Origin of the sequence: Sorangium sp. So ce145 (assembly GCF_051525985.1) — a bacterium.
GTDB lineage: Bacteria > Myxococcota_A > Polyangia > Polyangiales > Polyangiaceae > Sorangium > Sorangium cellulosum_B.
The window spans coordinates 6609844-6625419 of the sequence record NZ_CP150315.1; the positions used below are offsets into that span (position 1 = coordinate 6609844).

15 protein-coding genes are annotated in these 15576 nt (G+C 70.1%); 8 read left to right on the plus strand and 7 right to left on the minus strand.

Annotation, left to right across the window (positions count from 1 at the left end; genetic code table 11):
- Positions 1-92 precede the first annotated feature (92 nt).
- From WMF34_RS24175 to WMF34_RS24185, 3 genes are all read left to right on the plus strand, one after another.
- Positions 93-479: a VOC family protein gene (locus WMF34_RS24175; protein ID WP_012237325.1), complete on the plus strand. Its 387-nt coding sequence runs from the start codon at positions 93-95 to the stop codon at positions 477-479.
- 447 nt (positions 480-926) lie between these two features.
- Complete coding sequence (locus WMF34_RS24180; RefSeq protein WP_437989251.1) at positions 927-1898, plus strand: SUMF1/EgtB/PvdO family nonheme iron enzyme; 972 nt, start codon at positions 927-929, stop codon at positions 1896-1898.
- A 110-nt stretch (positions 1899-2008) separates the two neighbouring features.
- Complete coding sequence (locus tag WMF34_RS24185; protein WP_044965625.1) at positions 2009-2641, plus strand: DUF6151 family protein; 633 nt, start codon at positions 2009-2011, stop codon at positions 2639-2641.
- 46 nt (positions 2642-2687) lie between these two features.
- Here WMF34_RS24185 and WMF34_RS24190 read toward each other — a convergent pair whose 3' ends face one another.
- Both WMF34_RS24190 and WMF34_RS24195 read right to left on the minus strand, forming a co-directional pair.
- Positions 2688-3719 carry an endonuclease/exonuclease/phosphatase family protein gene (locus WMF34_RS24190; protein ID WP_012237329.1) on the minus strand — a complete coding sequence of 344 codons (1032 nt, stop codon included), beginning with the start codon at positions 3717-3719 and terminating at the stop codon, positions 2688-2690.
- Positions 3720-3941: 222 nt separating this feature from the next.
- Positions 3942-4724: an MmcQ/YjbR family DNA-binding protein gene (locus WMF34_RS24195; protein ID WP_437989252.1), complete on the minus strand. Its 783-nt coding sequence runs from the start codon at positions 4722-4724 to the stop codon at positions 3942-3944.
- A gap of 126 nt (positions 4725-4850) precedes the next feature.
- Here WMF34_RS24195 and manA point away from each other — a divergent pair, with 126 nt between their 5' ends.
- Positions 4851-6050, plus strand: coding sequence for a mannose-6-phosphate isomerase, class I (gene manA / locus WMF34_RS24200; protein WP_012237331.1), 1200 nt, complete (start codon positions 4851-4853; stop codon positions 6048-6050).
- Between the two features lie 46 nt (positions 6051-6096).
- On the opposite strand, the gene WMF34_RS24205 is transcribed toward manA, so the two are convergent.
- Genes WMF34_RS24205 through WMF34_RS24220 form a run of 4 tightly spaced genes read right to left on the minus strand, consistent with a single transcriptional unit; the run spans position 6097 to position 9882 of the window.
- The gene (locus WMF34_RS24205) at positions 6097-6453 is read right to left on the minus strand and encodes a hypothetical protein (protein ID WP_437989253.1); all 357 of its coding nucleotides are present in this window, start codon (positions 6451-6453) and stop codon (positions 6097-6099) included.
- The gene (locus WMF34_RS24210) at positions 6450-7223 is read right to left on the minus strand and encodes a nitrate reductase cytochrome c-type subunit (protein WP_437989254.1); all 774 of its coding nucleotides are present in this window, start codon (positions 7221-7223) and stop codon (positions 6450-6452) included. The genes WMF34_RS24205 and WMF34_RS24210 overlap by 4 nt, the downstream gene beginning before the upstream one ends.
- The gene (locus tag WMF34_RS24215) at positions 7220-9643 is read right to left on the minus strand and encodes a molybdopterin-dependent oxidoreductase (RefSeq protein ID WP_437989255.1); all 2424 of its coding nucleotides are present in this window, start codon (positions 9641-9643) and stop codon (positions 7220-7222) included. The genes WMF34_RS24210 and WMF34_RS24215 overlap by 4 nt, the downstream gene beginning before the upstream one ends.
- The gene (locus WMF34_RS24220) at positions 9640-9882 is read right to left on the minus strand and encodes a hypothetical protein (protein ID WP_012237335.1); all 243 of its coding nucleotides are present in this window, start codon (positions 9880-9882) and stop codon (positions 9640-9642) included. Before WMF34_RS24220 ends, WMF34_RS24215 begins: the two co-directional genes overlap by 4 nt.
- 275 nt (positions 9883-10157) lie before the next feature.
- Here WMF34_RS24220 and WMF34_RS24225 point away from each other — a divergent pair, with 275 nt between their 5' ends.
- From WMF34_RS24225 to WMF34_RS24240, 4 genes are all read left to right on the plus strand, one after another.
- Positions 10158-10778, plus strand: coding sequence for a hypothetical protein (locus WMF34_RS24225; RefSeq protein ID WP_437989256.1), 621 nt, complete (start codon positions 10158-10160; stop codon positions 10776-10778).
- Positions 10775-11677 (plus strand): 4Fe-4S dicluster domain-containing protein, encoded by a 903-nt coding sequence (locus tag WMF34_RS24230; RefSeq protein ID WP_012237337.1) that lies wholly within the window; start codon positions 10775-10777, stop codon positions 11675-11677. The genes WMF34_RS24225 and WMF34_RS24230 overlap by 4 nt, the downstream gene beginning before the upstream one ends.
- A gap of 15 nt (positions 11678-11692) precedes the next feature.
- Positions 11693-12967, plus strand: a complete 1275-nt coding sequence (gene dsrP / locus WMF34_RS24235) for a sulfate reduction electron transfer complex DsrMKJOP subunit DsrP (protein ID WP_012237338.1) — start codon at positions 11693-11695, stop codon at positions 12965-12967.
- 287 nt (positions 12968-13254) lie between these two features.
- Positions 13255-15069 (plus strand): carboxypeptidase-like regulatory domain-containing protein, encoded by a 1815-nt coding sequence (locus tag WMF34_RS24240; protein WP_012237339.1) that lies wholly within the window; start codon positions 13255-13257, stop codon positions 15067-15069.
- Positions 15070-15120: 51 nt separating this feature from the next.
- Here WMF34_RS24240 and WMF34_RS24245 read toward each other — a convergent pair whose 3' ends face one another.
- Positions 15121-15372 carry a hypothetical protein gene (locus tag WMF34_RS24245; protein ID WP_012237340.1) on the minus strand — a complete coding sequence of 84 codons (252 nt, stop codon included), beginning with the start codon at positions 15370-15372 and terminating at the stop codon, positions 15121-15123.
- Between the last annotated feature and the right edge of the window lie 204 nt (positions 15373-15576).

Here is a 15576-nt window from a genome sequence, read left to right on the forward strand (position 1 = left end):
GCGACGCACCCCATCGACTGGTGCGTGGGCAGCAATCTCACCTGGGCGCATCGCGTCGCCGCCGCACCGTGGTAGCCGTGCTAACAGAGCGCATGCACAAGAGTCGCCTGGCTGGGTTCATCATCGACTGCCGAACCGACGATCTCGATGGCGCCGCCCGCTTCTGGAGCGCGGCGCTGGGCATGCGATCGCGCGGCCAGGATGGCGAGGCCTACGTCCGCCTCGACGCGTCTGCGCGCGATCTTTCGGTCGAAGTGCAGAGCGTGAAGCACGGGAGCCGCGTTCACCTCGACATCGAGACCGACAACGTCGAAGCCGAGGTGCGCCGCCTCGAGCGGCTCGGCGCCAAGCGGATCACGCAGGCCTCGACGTGGTGGGTGCTCGAGGCGCCGACCGGCCAGCGCTTCTGCGTGGTGAAGACCCATCATCCGGACGCGCACGGCTTCTCCACGTGGGACGACGAGGGGAACCCCGTGTAGCAGCGGCGGCTCTGGCCTCGACGCCCGCGATGGGCGACTCATTGCCTCGTGTAATTCACCATAACATCGCGTTCAAACGGACTCCCGCGGAGCGCCCACGGCGGCCGGCGGCCAGCCAGCTGCGCAAAAGGCGCAGGGCGCGCAGTTCGCGCGCTGGCCGATGTGCCCGGGGTGGCCGCGCTGGCCGGCCATCCTGGACCACCGGGCGGCCACGCCACGGGACAAAGCCACGGCCAACAGCCCCGTAGCCCGGTTTTCCGGGGTGCGGAGGCAGGCCGAGATTTTGCAGTGCCTCCGGATGGCTCCCGACGCTCGCGAGAAATCGAGGCGAGCCCGGGTCAGCATCAATTTTGGCCCACGCCTGTAGGCTGATGTAGCCAAACGTGGGAAGAGGTCAACGTGCGTATCCCGGGTTTCACGGTACTGACACTGCTTGGCGTTGCGACCTTGAGCTGCACTGGTCCCTCGGACATTGGCGGGAGCGGGGGCGGAGGTGGAGGCGACGCCCGGCACGTCGAGAATCCCGAGCAGTCGTCGGAGCTGTCCGACCCGCTGCCGGTCGAGACGCCGGCGACGGAGGCGGAGCTCACGGACCCGCTGCCGGTCGAGCCTCCGGCCACAGAGAACGACGAGCCGATGGACCAGCCGGCGATGATCGAGGTGCCGATCGCGCTGCCCGGCTCGACCCAGGGCTGCCCCGACGGGATGGTGCGGGTGGAGGGGGAGTATTGCAGCGCCGTGGTGCAGGAATGCCTCGAGTACCATCCCGAATGGACAAAGCGCCACGGCGAGCCGGGGGTTGCCGCCCGATGCTTGCGATTCCGCGAGCCGTCGCGGTGCGTCGCCGAGAAGACCGAGCACCTCTCGTTCTGCATGGACCGGTACGAGTACCCGAACGTCCCGGGCGCGCTGCCGCGCACGCTGACCTCGTGGGAGCAAGCCGCCGGGCTCTGCGCGGCCGAGGGCAAGCGGCTCTGCACCGAGGCCGAGTTCAATTTCGCCTGCGAGGGCCCCGAATCGCTGCCTTACGTCTACGGCTACGAGCGGAGTGCCGAGACGTGCAATCAGGACCGAGACTACCGCTTTCCAGACCACTCGCAGCGGCTGCTCCACTACGCAGCGTGCCAGCAGAACGCGCGATGCGCCGCCGAGCTCGCGCGCCTGGACGGCCGCGAGCCGTCCGGCGGGCGCGCGGAGTGCGCGTCGTGGGCGGGCGTCTTCGACCTGAACGGCAACGTCAACGAGTGGGTGGTGCGCACCGATCAGAAGGCCCCTTACCGCAGCGGGCTCAAGGGCGGATGGTGGGGTCCGATCCGGAGCCAGTGCCGCCCGATGACGACCTTCCACAAGGAAGACGACTACGGCTACGAGGTCGGCTTCCGCTGCTGCGCGGACGCCGAGACACACCCCGCGGGGTGAGCGCGGCCGGGCACAGGCCTGGTGCTCGGCGGAGCCGACCTCGCTGCGGCGTTCGCGCAGCACGGCCCGAAGCGCGCGCGTCGCGCGTCGAGCCGTGTTATGCGAGCTCCATGTCCAGAGACGTCGAGCTCCAGTGTCGATGCGGAAAGGTCCACGGATGGCTGCGCGGAGCATCGCCGGACGCGGTGAACCGCGCCGTCTGCTACTGCGACGACTGTCAGGCGTTCTTGCACCATCTCGGCCGCGCCGACCTGCTCGATGAGCAGGGCGGCACGGACATCGTGCAGGTGGCTCCTTCGGCGGTCTCCTTCGACCGCGGCGACGAGTTCGTCGTCGCCGCGCGGCTGGCGCCCAAGGGCCTCTATCGCTGGTACGCGAGCTGCTGCAAGACGCCCCTCGGCAATACGTTGACGCCGCGACTGCCGTTCATCGGCATCGTCACCGAGCTGTTCCAGCAAGCGCCGAGCGCGCGCCCGTGCGACGAGGTCTTCGGCGCGCCGCGCGGCGCGATCCTGGGGAAGTTCGCCATCGGCGAGCCGCCGCCCGGGTCACTGAGGCCGAGCGTGCGCTTCCTCGCGCACGTGGCCCGGAAGCTGCTCGGCTGGAAGCTCCGCGGCAAGGCGTGGCCGCATCCGTTCTTCGATCGCGCGAGCGGCAATCCGAAGTACCCCATCACGGTGCTGTCCACGGCCGAGCGCGAGGCGCTGCGCCCGCTGTGCGGCCCGCGCCCCGCGCGCGCATGACGGGCCGGCTCGAACTGCCCCCGCTCGTTCTCGCGGCGACGCCGCGCTAGCGCTCCGCCCGGCCTTCGCGCCGGGCGCCGCTCCAGCGCAGATCGGCGACGATGGGGAGGTGATCCGAGCCGAGATCCGGGCCGATCCATGCGCGCTCGGTCGTCCAGCCAGGCCCGGCGAGCACGTGGTCGATGCGGACGCCGAACCAGCGCGTGCGCTTCGTCGCGCCGAACCCCAGGCCGGCGCGCGAGAACGCGTTCTCGAAGCCTGCCCAGAAGCGCCGGTAGATGGCGCTGTCGACCGGCATGTTGAAGTCGCCGGCGACGACGACCGGATAGGGCGCCTCGTCGACCCACTGCCGCGCGAGCTCGGACTCCCAGGCACGCAATGCGATGACGCGGTCGTGCTCTGCTTCCTGCTTCCACAGGCCGTGGATCAGCGCCTCGATCGCCTCGCGGGGCGTCTCCAGGTGCAGGTTGAGCAGGCTGAAGACACGGGTCCCGCGCGGCTCCTCCGAGCTCGGCCGTAGCGCGTCCGGCAGCGCGATCTCGTAGCGGAGGATCGCGCCGTGGCCGCCTTTATCCCAGACGTCGCGGCGATCCCTGGACTCGGCCTTGAGGAGAGGGTGCCGGCTCACGAGGCACATCCCGGTATCGACGTGGACGGACCACCCTGGAAATGCTGCGTTCAGCTCCGGCTCCGACGCCGAGCACTCCTGCAGCGCGAGCACGTCGGGCCGGGTCTCGGCCACGAAGCCCTTGAGTCGATCGATGTTCATGGCGCGGCTCCCCGTGTTGAAGGAGGCGACGCGCAGATCGGCGCCCTCGCCCCCTTCGCCGAGGGCTCGGAGCGAGAGCGTGAAACCGAGGATCGGCCCGGCCACGATCGCGGATGCCAGCGCCGCCGGGAGGAGAGCGCGGCGCTGCACGAGGAGCCCGGCGGGCACGATCACGAGGAGAGGGAGGGCGACGATCTGGCGCGGTCCGAAGAGAAAGAGCGTCCCTGGCCACCACCGGTCGCCCACGATGGGCAGGGCGAGCCATATCGACGCGACCGCGAGGAGGTAGAGCACGGCGACGGCGAGCACGACGGACCGGAGCCGGCGCCAGCGTGTTGGGGACGAACGACGCCAGGCGGGTCGCGGTTGCGGCTCGGACGACGCATCCCTGGATGGCTCGCGGTGGCGCATCGATGTTCCTCCGTCGGCGTGTAGAGTCCGTCTCGACGCGCGGCGGCGGCGACGAACGCACTCAGCCTCACCGGCCGGGCGCGCTGGCCGCGTCCGCTGGCGCCGCCTCATTCACAAGCGTTATGGACTTCGCCGGCTCTCCTTCGCCGCAGCCCTCTTTGCGGGAGACCCCTTCTTCGCTGCAGCCTTCTTGGCGGGAGACCCCTTCTTCGCTGCAGCCTTCTTGGCGGGAGACCCCTTCTTCGCTGCAGCCTTCTTGGCGGGAGACCCCTTCTTCGCCGCCGCCTTCTTCTCCGGGGTTCCCTTCGCCGCTGCCACCTTCTTGACGGGGGTCCCGTTCTTCGCCGCTGCCATCTTCTTGACGGGAGACCCGTTCTTCGCCGCTGCCTTCTTGGCGGGAGTCTCCTTCGCCGCCGCAGCCTTCTCCGCCGCAGCGGCCGTCGTCTGCGCCTCTCGCGGGCTCGCCGCCGCACGCGCTGCTGGAGCGCCCGACTTCATTGGCTTCCCTGCCCTCCCCGGCGTCGGCGCCGCGCCACCCAGCGACTGCAAAGCCCGCTTCGGCGCCACCGCGCGATAGCTCTCCTCGATCCACTCGAGCAGCATCGCCTCGGGCACGCGATCCCTCGGGCCGAAGCGCGCAGTCACCCAGCCGCTCTTGCCGAGGTTGTACCCCGTGGGCTCCGCGAACGGCAGCATGAGCGCGGCCTCGCCCGACTGCGGGAGCTTGGCCGTGACATGGAGCTTCCCTTCGTGGGTGTTGAGGAAGACGAAGATCTTCCCGCGCACCTTGGCGACACGGTCGCCCCAGGGGAACTCCTCCACGGCCTCGGGATAGGCCAGCGCGGCGTCGCGCAGCCTCGCGAGGATGGGCGTGAACCTCGCGTCGTCCTGGCGCATCGTCATCCGGCGAGCGTAGAGCGCTCGCACGACCTCGTAAAGACGGAACGGCGCCTGCGCACAGCCAGCTCAAGAGCTGATTTCTCCAGTGCCATGAGGTAGGGTGGCGCCTTGCAGGAGCGCGCTATCCCAATGTTTTCGCTCGAGAACCGTGTTCAGGAGTACGCCTGGGGCTCCCGGGACGCCATCGCGACGCTGCTCGGACAGCGCCCCTCCGACAAACCGCAGGCCGAGCTCTGGATGGGAGCCCACCCGGCGGCCTCCTCGTGCATCGAGCTCGACGGGGGCCGAGAGCGCCTGATCGACGCGATCTCCAAGCACGCCGACGCCTTCCTCGGCGGACCGACGCGCGAACGCTTCGGCGCTCGGCTCCCCTTTCTGCTCAAGGTGCTCGCGGCCGACCAGCCGCTGTCGCTGCAGGCACACCCGGACGAAGCGCAGGCGCGGCGCGGGTTCGACGCGGAGAACGCCGCCGGCGTCCCGGTCGACGCCCCCGAGCGCACCTACCGCGACCCGCACCACAAACCCGAGCTCATCTGCGCGCTCACCCCGTTCGACGCCCTCTGCGGTTTCCGGCCGGCCACCGCGCTGCCCGAGGTCTTCGAGCTCCTCGCCGGAGGCCCAGGGGACGCGCTCGTCCCGCGCGGCGCCGACGCGATCGACGCGGCCGCGGTCGCGCGGCTCGTCCAGGGCCTGCTCGCGCTCGAGCCGGCCGCCCGGCGAGAGCTCGTGTCCTCGGTGGTCGAGGCGTGCCGCGCACGCGCCCAGGCGGGCGGATGGCTCGCGCGGGCCGCTGGCTGGGCGCTCCGCCTGCACGAGCTCTACCCGGGCGACGTCGGCGTCGTGATCGCGCTCCTGCTCAACGACGTGCACCTCGAGCCGGGCGAGGCGCTGTACCTGCCGCCGCGCCGTCTGCACGCCTATGTGCAAGGGGTCGGGATCGAGATCATGGCGAGCTCCGACAACGTGCTGCGCGGCGGGCTCACGCCGAAGCGCGTCAACGTCGACGAGCTCGTTCGCGTCCTCGATTTCGCGCCGTGGCGTGTCGAGCCCGTCGTCCCGCGCCAGGTGGGCGTGGAGTCCTTTTATGACACCCCAGCGCCGGAGTTCCGGCTCTCCCGCATCGACCTCGACGCCGCGGCCCCCTGGAGGGCCGATGACCGCCGAGGCCCCGAGATCGTCCTCTGCACCCGGGGACAGGCCTCGCTGGTCGACGCGCGCGGCGCTGCCCGCGAGCTCCGCCAGGGTGGCTCGATCTTCGTCCCGTTCTCGTCGGGGAGCTACGCCATCGAGGGACACGGCCAGCTCTTCCGGGCTACCGTCGGCCTCTGAGTCGCTCTCTGGTCATCGAATGACGGCGCCACCCGTGCGCGGCGCGCTATCCGAGGGCGTCCTCGATCCGGACGCGCACGAGGCGCACGCCGGAGGGCACCCGGAGCAGCGTGTCCCACCACTCCGAGCCCGCGAAGCGATAACGGATCTGCACCCCGAGCGCGGTCCCGTCGCCGAGCGCGCGGCGGGCGAGGGCGAGCTCGCCGCCCGCGCTGCCGGCCCGCTGGAGATCCCCCGCGCGTGCAGTCGCACCGGCCTTGAGCGACACCGAGACGATCTCCGCGGCCTCGGCGAGGTCGAAGAAGAGCTGATCGAGGGTCGGCTCGTCGAGTACGGCCTCCTGCAAGGGCGGCAGCGGGATCTCGGGACCGACATCCGTCTCATCCGTGGAGGGGAGCTTCATGGCCTGTCCGCTCCCGTGCTCGGCGGCGGCCACGCCGAAAGGGGCCGGGGCGCGCGCTGATCGAGCTCGGCCGAAGGCGCGTGGCACTGGGTGCAGCTCTGCCGGTAAGGGTGGGTCGAGCGAATTCCCAGGGCGCCATGGACGCCATGGCAGCTCGCGCACTCCGAGCGCATCAGCGTCGGGTGCGGGATCGTGGGCGGCGCGCCCTCGTAGGCGCGGGCGCCTCGCCGCGGCGACGCCATGCCAGCAAAGGTGTTGTCGGGCGGAGGCGGCGTCTCCGCGAGCGGCCTCGGGTCGGCGCCGACGACATGGCACTGCGTGCAGCTCTCGTAGCGACGGTGGCTCATCCTGGGCGCGGTGAGGTTCGCGACGCGCAGCCCGCGCTCGTGGCACGAAAGGCAATCCGGGGCGCCGAGCTGCTCGATGCGATGCGGGATCGTGGGCGGCGCGCCGTCGTAGGCGCGGCGGGAAGCGCGCCGCTCGAGCGCCGCCTCTCGATCGGCCTCCGACTGCTCGACAGGCGCGTAGAGATCGGCGTCCGCCGCCTCGAGCCGGGCGAATGCGCCCTCGTACATGCCGGCGTTCGGGCCGTGCGCGCGCTCGCGCATGTCGGCGTAGCTGCGCGCCTCGACGCTCGCCGACGGCGGAGCGGGATCGCCGCGCAGCTCTGCGACCCCCTGCTCCGTGCCGCGGATCCCCGAGAAGTAGCCCGCCGCCGCGACAGCGACGATCGCGGCGAGGCCGACGTGCAGGCCGCGGGCGTCCTTCATCGCGCCTCTCCCCGCTTGCCCTGCGGCTTGCGGCGGATCCTGACCGCGCACTTCTTGTAGTCCGGCTGCTTCGAGAGCGGATCGTGCGCCTCGAGCGTCGCGCGGTTCACCATCACGGTCTCATCGAAGAACGGCACGAACACCGTGCCAGGCGGCGGCGCGCCCCGGCCCTCGATCCAGACAGGCAGCTCGAGCGCGCCGCGCCGGCTCTCCAGGATCACGACCTCGCCGTCGCCGACGCCGAGCCTCCGCGCGTCCTCGCGGCTCATCTCCAGGTACGACTGCGGCATCGCCCGCTGTAGCTGGGGTATCCTCATGGTGAGCGACCCCGTGTGCCAGTGCTCGAGGACGCGGCCCGTGCACAGCCAGAAGGGATACTCCGCGTCGGGCGACTCGGGCGGCGGCTCGTAGGGGTGAAACCAGATGAGCGCCCGGTCGTCCTTGGTCACCGAGTGGTAAAACTGGATCTCGTCCTTCGTGGCATAAGGGTCGTCGAACCTCGCGAAGCGGAACCGCGTCTCCCGCCACGAACCGTCGGGCTGCTCGACGACGGGCCAGCGCAGGCCCCGCGCCTTGACGTACTCGCGGTACGGCGCCAGGTCCTTGTGCTTGAACCGGCTGAACTCGCGGTACTCCTCGAAGAGCTGCTCGTCGACGTTGACGTCGTGGTAATGCTTGTAGTCCCAGACCGGCACCTCCTTGCCGCCCTTCCGGATGTCGAACAGGAAACGGCCGTCCTTGTCCTTCATCCCGGCGAAGCCGATGTCGTGGAGCTTGCGCGCCACGGCGATGATCTGCCATGCATCGTCCCGCGCCTCGCCGGGCGGCTCGACCATCTTGAACCACTGCTGCGTGCGGCGCTCGGAGTTGCCGAACATCCCGTTCTTCTCGACCCACATGGCCGAGGGCAGGACGAGGTCCGCGGCGCGCACCGTGGCCGTCGGGTAGACGTCGGACACGATCAGGAACTTGCCCGGGATCTTGCGGCTCGCGTCGAAGAGCTCGTTCGTGTTCGGCAACGACTGGCCTGGATTGGTCACCATCACCCAGATGGTGTCGATGTCGCCCCCCTGCTCCTTCGGGGTCGAGAAGCGCTTCCAGAGGTCGACCGTGTGGTAGCCGGGCTTCGGGTTGATCCGCCCCTCGGGCAGGTTCCAGAGGTGCTCGGCCTCTTTCCGGTGCTCTGCGTTCGTGACGACGAGGCCGCCGGGGAGCCCGTGGGCGAGCGTGCCGACCTCGCGCACCGTGCCGCAGGCCGACGGCTGGCCCGTCAGGCTGGTCGGGGCGTCGCCGGGCTTGCCGAAATGGCCGCTGAGCAGGTGCACGCCGTGCACCAGATCGTTGATCGCGGTGCCCCGGGTGTGCTGGTTCATCCCCATGCACCAGAGGCTCGTGATCCGCAGATCGCGGCGCCCGAAGAGATCCGCCAGCATCCGGATGTCCTTCGCGGCGACGCCCGAGATCGCCTCCACCCGCTCCGGCGTGTATTCGGCGAGCGCCGTCTTGTACTCCTCGAAGCTCATCGGCTGCCCCTCGAGGGTCGGGGGCTCGGTCCGCTTCCGGAAGTTGCAGAACCTGTCGACGAACGCCCGGTCGAACGTCCCGCGCTCGACGAGCAGGTGGGCGATGCCGTTCGCGATCGCGAGATCGGTGTTCGGCTTGAAATAGAGCGTGTGCTGGCAGAAGGCCGAGGTGCGGGTGCGCCGCGTCGTGAGATCGATGAGCAGCACCTGCTCGCCCCTCGACCGCCGGTCGACGACGCGCGAGAAGAGCACGGGGTGCATCTCGGCCGGGTTGTTCCCCCACATGAGGAGCACATCGCACGTGTCGAGATCCTCGTAGCAGCCGGCCGGCTCGTCCACGCCGTAGGTGGAGAGGAAGCCTGTCACCGCGGACGACATGCAGAGGCGCGCGTTCGGGTCGATCTGGTTGTTCCCGAGCCCCGCCTTCACGAGCTTGTTCGCCGCGTACCCCTCGGGGATCGTCCACTGGCCGCTGCCGTAGAGCGCGAACCCCGCCGGGTTCTGCATCGCGCGCCGCGCGACGATCGCGATGGCCTCATCCCAGCCGATGGGCTCGAGCTTGCCGTTCCTGCGGAGCAGCGGCTTCGTGAGCCGATCTCTGCCGTAGAGGGCGAGGCCGACGTGATACCCCTTCACGCAGAGCAGGCCCTTGTTGACGTCCGCGCTCTGGTCGCCCGCGACCGCGACCACGCGGCCCCCTCTCACGCCCACCTGCACGTGGCAGCCGGTGCCGCAGAACCTGCACGGCGCCTTGTTCCAGACCACATCGGAGGCGGTGCCCGCCCCGGGCGCCGCCTGGGCGGCGGCGACGCCGTCCTTGCCCAGCGCGAGCCGACTGGCGGCCACGGTCGCCGCGCCCATCGCGGAGCACCTCAGAAAATCGCGGCGATCCATCATGGCTCCAGATCCGAGAAGTCGACCGAGACCACATCGACGAAGTCCACCCCGTCGGTGCAGAGCATCCGCTCCACGAGCTCTTCCCCCGCGAGCAGGGTCGCTGTCTCGGCGATCGCGGGCAGCCTCGAACCACACGGCGGACCGAGCGAGAGCGCCGCCTCCGCGGCGAGCGAGCGACACGCCCGCGCTCGCGCGCTGGGCTCATCGGAAAGCGTGATGACAAGAGCACTGAGGGGCATCGGAACGCCTGTCTGGGGTTGATCGAGTGGAGGTGATCGAGCGGGTCGAGCGTCGGCTCACGACATCGCAAGGTCCACGCCACGCGAGATCGTCGCCGGGACGCCCGTCCATCGCGCCTGCGCCCTGCGCCTCACCGGGGATCCCTGGCGCGCGCGGACCGCGGCGCAGCGCAAACGGTGCGTCCGGACGCGCTCCCTGCACCGCGCCGAGCCGCGGGACGCGGCGCCGCCCCGGACGCGCGCGATGGCACGTGGCGTGCGATGTGAATCGACCCGTGCACTCCTCTCTTCATCTTCCCGGGGCCGCCGCGATCCTGGGGCTCCTGTGCGTGACGCACGCGACAGGCTGCCAGGGTCGCGACCAGCCGCTCGGGCTGCGCCCCGCGCTCGACGCGACGCCGATCGCCTCCGCGAGCATCCACCGCCCTGACAAGCTCTCCGGTGTCGCCACGGACAAGCGGGACTCGCTGGGCCGGCCGATCCGCGCGGCGTGCGTGACGTGCCACTCGCTCCGCAGGCCCGACGCGCTGCCGACCTCGACGGCGGAGCTCGACGAGTTCCACGTCGGGCTGAGGTTCGAGCACGGCGGGCTGAGCTGCGCCTCGTGCCACGTGATCGGCGAGCAGGACACGCTGCGCAAGGCCGATGGCGCGCTCCTCCCGATGCGCGACGCCATGCAGCTCTGCGCCCAGTGCCACGGCCCCCAGCTCCGCGACTACGCGAACGGGGCTCATGGCGGGATGAACGGCAGTTACGCGGGCGGCGCGCGGGTGCGCAACCACTGCGTCGACTGCCACGATCCGCACGTGCCGGCGTTCCAGCCGTCGATGCCCGTCCTGCCCCCGCGCGACCGCTTCGTGGAGGCGCGCGGCGCAGGAGAAGGAGCCCACCGATGACCCAGACATCCAGGCGCGTCGCGCTCAAGGTGCTCGGAGCCACGCTCGGCGCCTCCGCGTTCGCCCACGCGATGGAGCCGCTCCGCGCGTGGAGCAAGGACCTCTCGCTCGATCAGTTCCTGCAGCGCCATTACAAGGAGCTCACGAGGGAAGAGCTCGCCGAGGTCATCGACCGCCTCGAGCGAGAGACGCGCGAGGAGTACGGCCGCGAGGTCACGATCCGCGACGTCCGCCCGCAGGAAGGGGTGCAGTTCGGCTACGCGCTCAGCCTGAGCGTGTGCATCGGCTGCCGCAAGTGCGTGGAGGCGTGCCACGTGGAGAACAACCACGATCGGCGCACGAACAACTCCTACATTCGCGTGCTCGAGATGGATCAGGGCAGCTTCGACATGGAGAAGGGCGACGCGACGTACGAGCACGCCGTGCCCGCGAAGGGCAAGTACTACCTGCCGGTGCAGTGCCAGCAGTGCGACAACGCGCCTTGCGTGAAGGTCTGCCCCGTCCAGGCGACCTGGAAGGAGCCCGACGGCATCGTCGCCGTCGATTACAACTGGTGCATCGGCTGCCGCTACTGCGAGGCCGCCTGCCCCTACCACGCGCGGCGCTTCAACTGGACGAAGCCCGAGGTGCCCGCGGACGAGATCAACCCGGACCAGGGCTACCTGTCGAATCGCATCCGGCCCCAGGGCGTCGTGGAGAAATGCACCTTCTGCCTGCATCGGACCCGCGAGGGCCGGATGCCGGCCTGCCTCGAGGCCTGCCCCACGGGCGCGCGCGTCTTCGGCAACCTCCTGGATCCGAAGAGCGAGATCCGCTGGGTGCTCGAGAACAAGCGGATCTTCATCCTCAAGGAGGAGCTCGGCACGCGGCCGCGCTTCTTCTACTTCTTCGACGTCTGAGCGAGCGGAGCCACGATGGGCAAGGACACGCACGCCATCACCTACCCGCGCTTCCTGCGCCGGGTCATCGGCCAGAGCTTCGAGGGCTCGTGGCGCTTCTATCTCTGGATGACCGTGCTCTCGGCGATCGCCCTCGTCGGCGCGAACGCCTGGGCCCACCAGCTCGCCGAGGGCATGCGGGTCACCGGCATGAGCGACCACGTCTCGTGGGGCCTCTACATCGCGAACTTCACCTTCGGCGTGGGGCTCGCGGCGGGCGCCGTGATGATGGTGATCCCGGCGTACCTCTACGACGACCACGAGATGCACGACGTCGTGATCCTCGGCGAGCTGCTCGCGATCGCCGCCATCGTCGTGTGCCTCCTGTTCATCGTGGCCGACATGGGGCGCCCGGACAGGTTCTGGCACATCTTGCCCGGGCTCGGGCGGTTCAACTGGCCGATCTCGATGCTGACCTGGGACGTCATCGTCCTGAACGGCTACCTGTTCATCAACCTGCACATCTCGGGCTACCTCATCTACACGAGGTACCTGGGCAGGAAGCCGGACAGGAAGTGGTATCTGCCGTTCGTGTTCCTGTCCATCGGCTGGGCGGTGTCGATCCACACGGTGACGGCGTTCCTCTACTCGGGCCTCGGCGGCCGCCCCTTCTGGAACTCGGCGCTGCTCGCCCCCCGCTTCATCGCCTCTGCCTTCATCACGGGTCCGGCCTTCGTGATCCTGCTGCTCCAGCTCGTCGCCCGGCTGACCCGGTTTCGCGTGGGCGACGGGCCGATCCGCACGCTCACCTCCGTGCTCCGCGTGACCGTCCTGCTCAACCTGTTCATGCTCGGCTCGGAGCTCTTCACGTCGCTCTACACCGGGGGCACGCACGGCGCCGCGGTGACCTACCTGTTCTTCGGCCTTCACGGCAAGAGCGCGCTCGTGCCGTGGATCTGGTCGGCCGTCGCGCTGAACGTGGCCTCCGCGGCGCTCCTGCACCTGCCGGCGAGCCGCGGGAGCCGCGCCTACCTCAACGCGGCCTGCGTCGCCGCCTTCGCCGGCGTCTGGATCGAGAAGGGCATGGGCCTCATCATCCCGGGCTTCGTGCCGAGCACCCTGCACGAGCTCGTCGAGTACGTGCCGTCGATGGCCGAGTGGAAGATCACGGCAGGCATCTGGGCCGTCGGATTCATGGTGCTCACGATCGCCATCAAGGTCGCGCTGACGGTGCTCACCGGCGAGATGTCGGTCGAGCCGCGCTCCGGTGCCACCCGCACGGACGAGCACGCGCCGCCGCTCGCGCAATAGCGCTGCTGTGTGGAATGGCGCGCCGCCGGACGCACGTCTCGCGTCGCGAGAGCGCGCGTGTCGGCCTGCGTGGTCGTTGGCCCGGAAAGTGGCACTTCCTCGGACAATATAAAAGCTGAGCCGTCCACGGATCGCCCGGGCACTACAGGGGGCATGTGCTGGCCGGCGCGTTGACCCAGTGCGAGAGTGGCAATCGCCTCATGTCATCCAGATTGCCCGGGCGAGTGAGCGCTGAGCCGCGCTGGCGACCGCGTCGCATTTCAACTTACAAGAGGGAGGACACTTCAATGAAAGTTGTCGAGTACGCTCGTCTGGCTGCACAGGCCGCCGCCATCGCTCTCCCGCTCGTCGCGCTGGGCTGCGGGCCTGACCCGGAGAAGGTCGGCGATGAATGTGCTCCGGATGACGGCTGCCCGAACGGCCTCGTGTGCGCCGAGGGCGGCGAGGACCACATCTGTTATGCGCCGCCCGGCGCCGGCTGCGATGCGGGCGGCACCGACTATTGCCTGGGCGATGCCGTCTGCGGCGACGACGGCACATGCCGAGTTCCGCTCGGCGGCCCCTGCGCCGGGGACGCGAAGGACTTCTGCGCAGAAGGCACGACGTGCGGCGCTGACGGAACCTGCCAGACCCCGCCTGGCGGCGCGTGCGATCCAGCGGGCCCCGATCTCTGCCTCGACGACGCGGTCTGCGGCAAGAGGCGAGACGGCGGGGGAATCTGTGGCATCGCCGAAGGCGGCGCGTGCGATCCGGAGGCCCCGCTGTGCGCGGGCGGGCTCACCTGCGCCGAGCTCGTCGCAGGCGGCCATGCGTGTTATCCACCCGTGCTGGCGAGAGGGAACGTCTTCGACTCCGAGAGCACCGCGGGCATCGAGGGCGCGCTCGTGCTCGCGCTCGACGATCAGGCGACCGCGATCACGGACGTGACGACCACCGACGCCGCAGGGAATTACGTGCTCGAGGTGCCGGTGCCCCGCACGGAGAACGGCGCGCCGATCGGGGACGTGATCTTCACGCTGCGGGCAAGCGCGCAGGACCACCAGCCCTTCCCCGGTGGGCTCCGCACCGCCCTGCCGATCGCCTCCAGCGAGGCGACGTCGGGCGACGACGGGTGGAGCATCGAGACCGCGCTCACGGATATCGCGCTGATCCCGCTGCCCGAGGACCAGCGGGGGCTGCCGAGCATCTCGGGCTCGGTGCTCGCGGACGAGCGGTCCGGCGGCGTGCTCGTCGTGGCCGAGGACGAGGGCGGCAAGGGGTTCAGCGCGGTGACCGATCGCGGCGGCGCCTACACGATCTTCAACGTGCCGGCCGGCGGCTACTCGGTGAGCGGCTACGCGGCGGGGCTCGCGCTCGATCCGAAGGCCGCGGAGGTCGGTGACACGGCGGTCACGGGCGTGGATCTGGCGCGCTCGGACGCCGCCCTCGGCACCCTGACTGGCACGCTCAACATCGTCGACGCTCCTGGCGGTTCGACCACCAGCGTCGTGGTCGTCGTCGCGTCCACGTTCAACGACGCCTTCGTCCGCGGGGAGGTGCCGCGAGGGCTGCGCACGCCGCTCAGCGGGCCGCCCGACGTGAGCGGTGAGTTCAGCATCTCCGGCGTCCCCGCGGGCAAATACGTGGTGCTGGCCGCGTTCGAGAACGACAGCCTCGTCCGTGATCCCGATCCGAACATCGCCGGCACGCAGCTCGTCACCGTGGAGATGCCGAGCCCCGGCGAGGACGTCTCGCTGCCGACCTCGTTCAAGATCACCGAGTCGCTGCCGTTGATCGGCCCGGGCGCGACGGATCCCGAGCCGGTGACGGCCGCGCCCACGCTCCGGTGGGGAGACGACGCCAGCGAGGATTTCTATACCGTGGTCGTCTACAACGCCTATGGCGACCTCGTGTGGTGCCTCGGGGACGACCCGACGTGCGCTGGGCCGAGCATCCCGGGATCGAGCGGCGTCGACGAGGTCTCGGTCGAGTACGGCGGTCCCCTCGATCCGGGCATGTACTATCAGTTCCGCGTGACGTCCTGGCGCTCCCCGGGCGGCGAGCCGGGCGCCATCTCCGCGACCGAGGATCTGCGGGGCGTCTTCTACGTCACAGGCCAGTAACGACCCCCCAGGCGTCCCGGGTGGACAGCTGAGCCCGCGGCGCTGCCCGGCTCACTCCGCGACGATCGCGATGGAGGCCGGCAGCGCCCCGACCACGGCCGTGACCACGCCGTCCTCGTACGAGAACGGCACCACGCGATCTTCCTCGAAGTCGATCGACGCGACAGTGACCTGCGTCGGGCTCGCGTCCACGGGGAAGCTCGCCGTCACCCCCTCCTGCTCCACCACACCTGCGCTGTACTCGTGGTTGATCACGTGGAGCACCGTGCGGCCGTCCGCGAGCCGCACGAGGTTGTGGCTCATCGCCGAAGCCCCTCGACGCCCAGCGCCGCCCGCGATCCCGTCTTTCCGATGAGTTGCCACGGGCACAGAAGGAGTTCGTGCCCTTCGCCATGTCAAGGTTGCCCTGCCCCACGGCACGAAGCTGTCACCGTGGGAGCTTCTCGGACATCGACGTCAAATTCCAGTACCACCGCTCGCCCTTCATGGTTGAATTCCGCGTGCACA

Bases quoted from the DNA above. Each gene is read 5' to 3' on its own strand.
- WMF34_RS24175 (WP_012237325.1), top strand. From the start codon at position 93: ATGCACAAGAGTCGCCTGGCTGGGTTCATCATCGACTGCCGAACCGAC.
- WMF34_RS24185 (WP_044965625.1), top strand. From the start codon at position 2,009: ATGTCCAGAGACGTCGAGCTCCAGTGTCGATGCGGAAAGGTCCACGGA.
- WMF34_RS24195 (WP_437989252.1), bottom strand. From the start codon at position 4,724: ATGACGATGCGCCAGGACGACGCGAGGTTCACGCCCATCCTCGCGAGG.
- manA (WP_012237331.1), top strand. From the start codon at position 4,851: ATGTTTTCGCTCGAGAACCGTGTTCAGGAGTACGCCTGGGGCTCCCGG.
- WMF34_RS24205 (WP_437989253.1), bottom strand. From the start codon at position 6,453: ATGAAGCTCCCCTCCACGGATGAGACGGATGTCGGTCCCGAGATCCCG.
- WMF34_RS24210 (WP_437989254.1), bottom strand. From the start codon at position 7,223: ATGAAGGACGCCCGCGGCCTGCACGTCGGCCTCGCCGCGATCGTCGCT.
- WMF34_RS24215 (WP_437989255.1), bottom strand. From the start codon at position 9,643: ATGATGGATCGCCGCGATTTTCTGAGGTGCTCCGCGATGGGCGCGGCG.
- WMF34_RS24220 (WP_012237335.1), bottom strand. From the start codon at position 9,882: ATGCCCCTCAGTGCTCTTGTCATCACGCTTTCCGATGAGCCCAGCGCG.
- WMF34_RS24230 (WP_012237337.1), top strand. From the start codon at position 10,775: ATGACCCAGACATCCAGGCGCGTCGCGCTCAAGGTGCTCGGAGCCACG.
- dsrP (WP_012237338.1), top strand. From the start codon at position 11,693: ATGGGCAAGGACACGCACGCCATCACCTACCCGCGCTTCCTGCGCCGG.
- WMF34_RS24240 (WP_012237339.1), top strand. From the start codon at position 13,255: ATGAAAGTTGTCGAGTACGCTCGTCTGGCTGCACAGGCCGCCGCCATC.
- WMF34_RS24245 (WP_012237340.1), bottom strand. From the start codon at position 15,372: ATGAGCCACAACCTCGTGCGGCTCGCGGACGGCCGCACGGTGCTCCAC.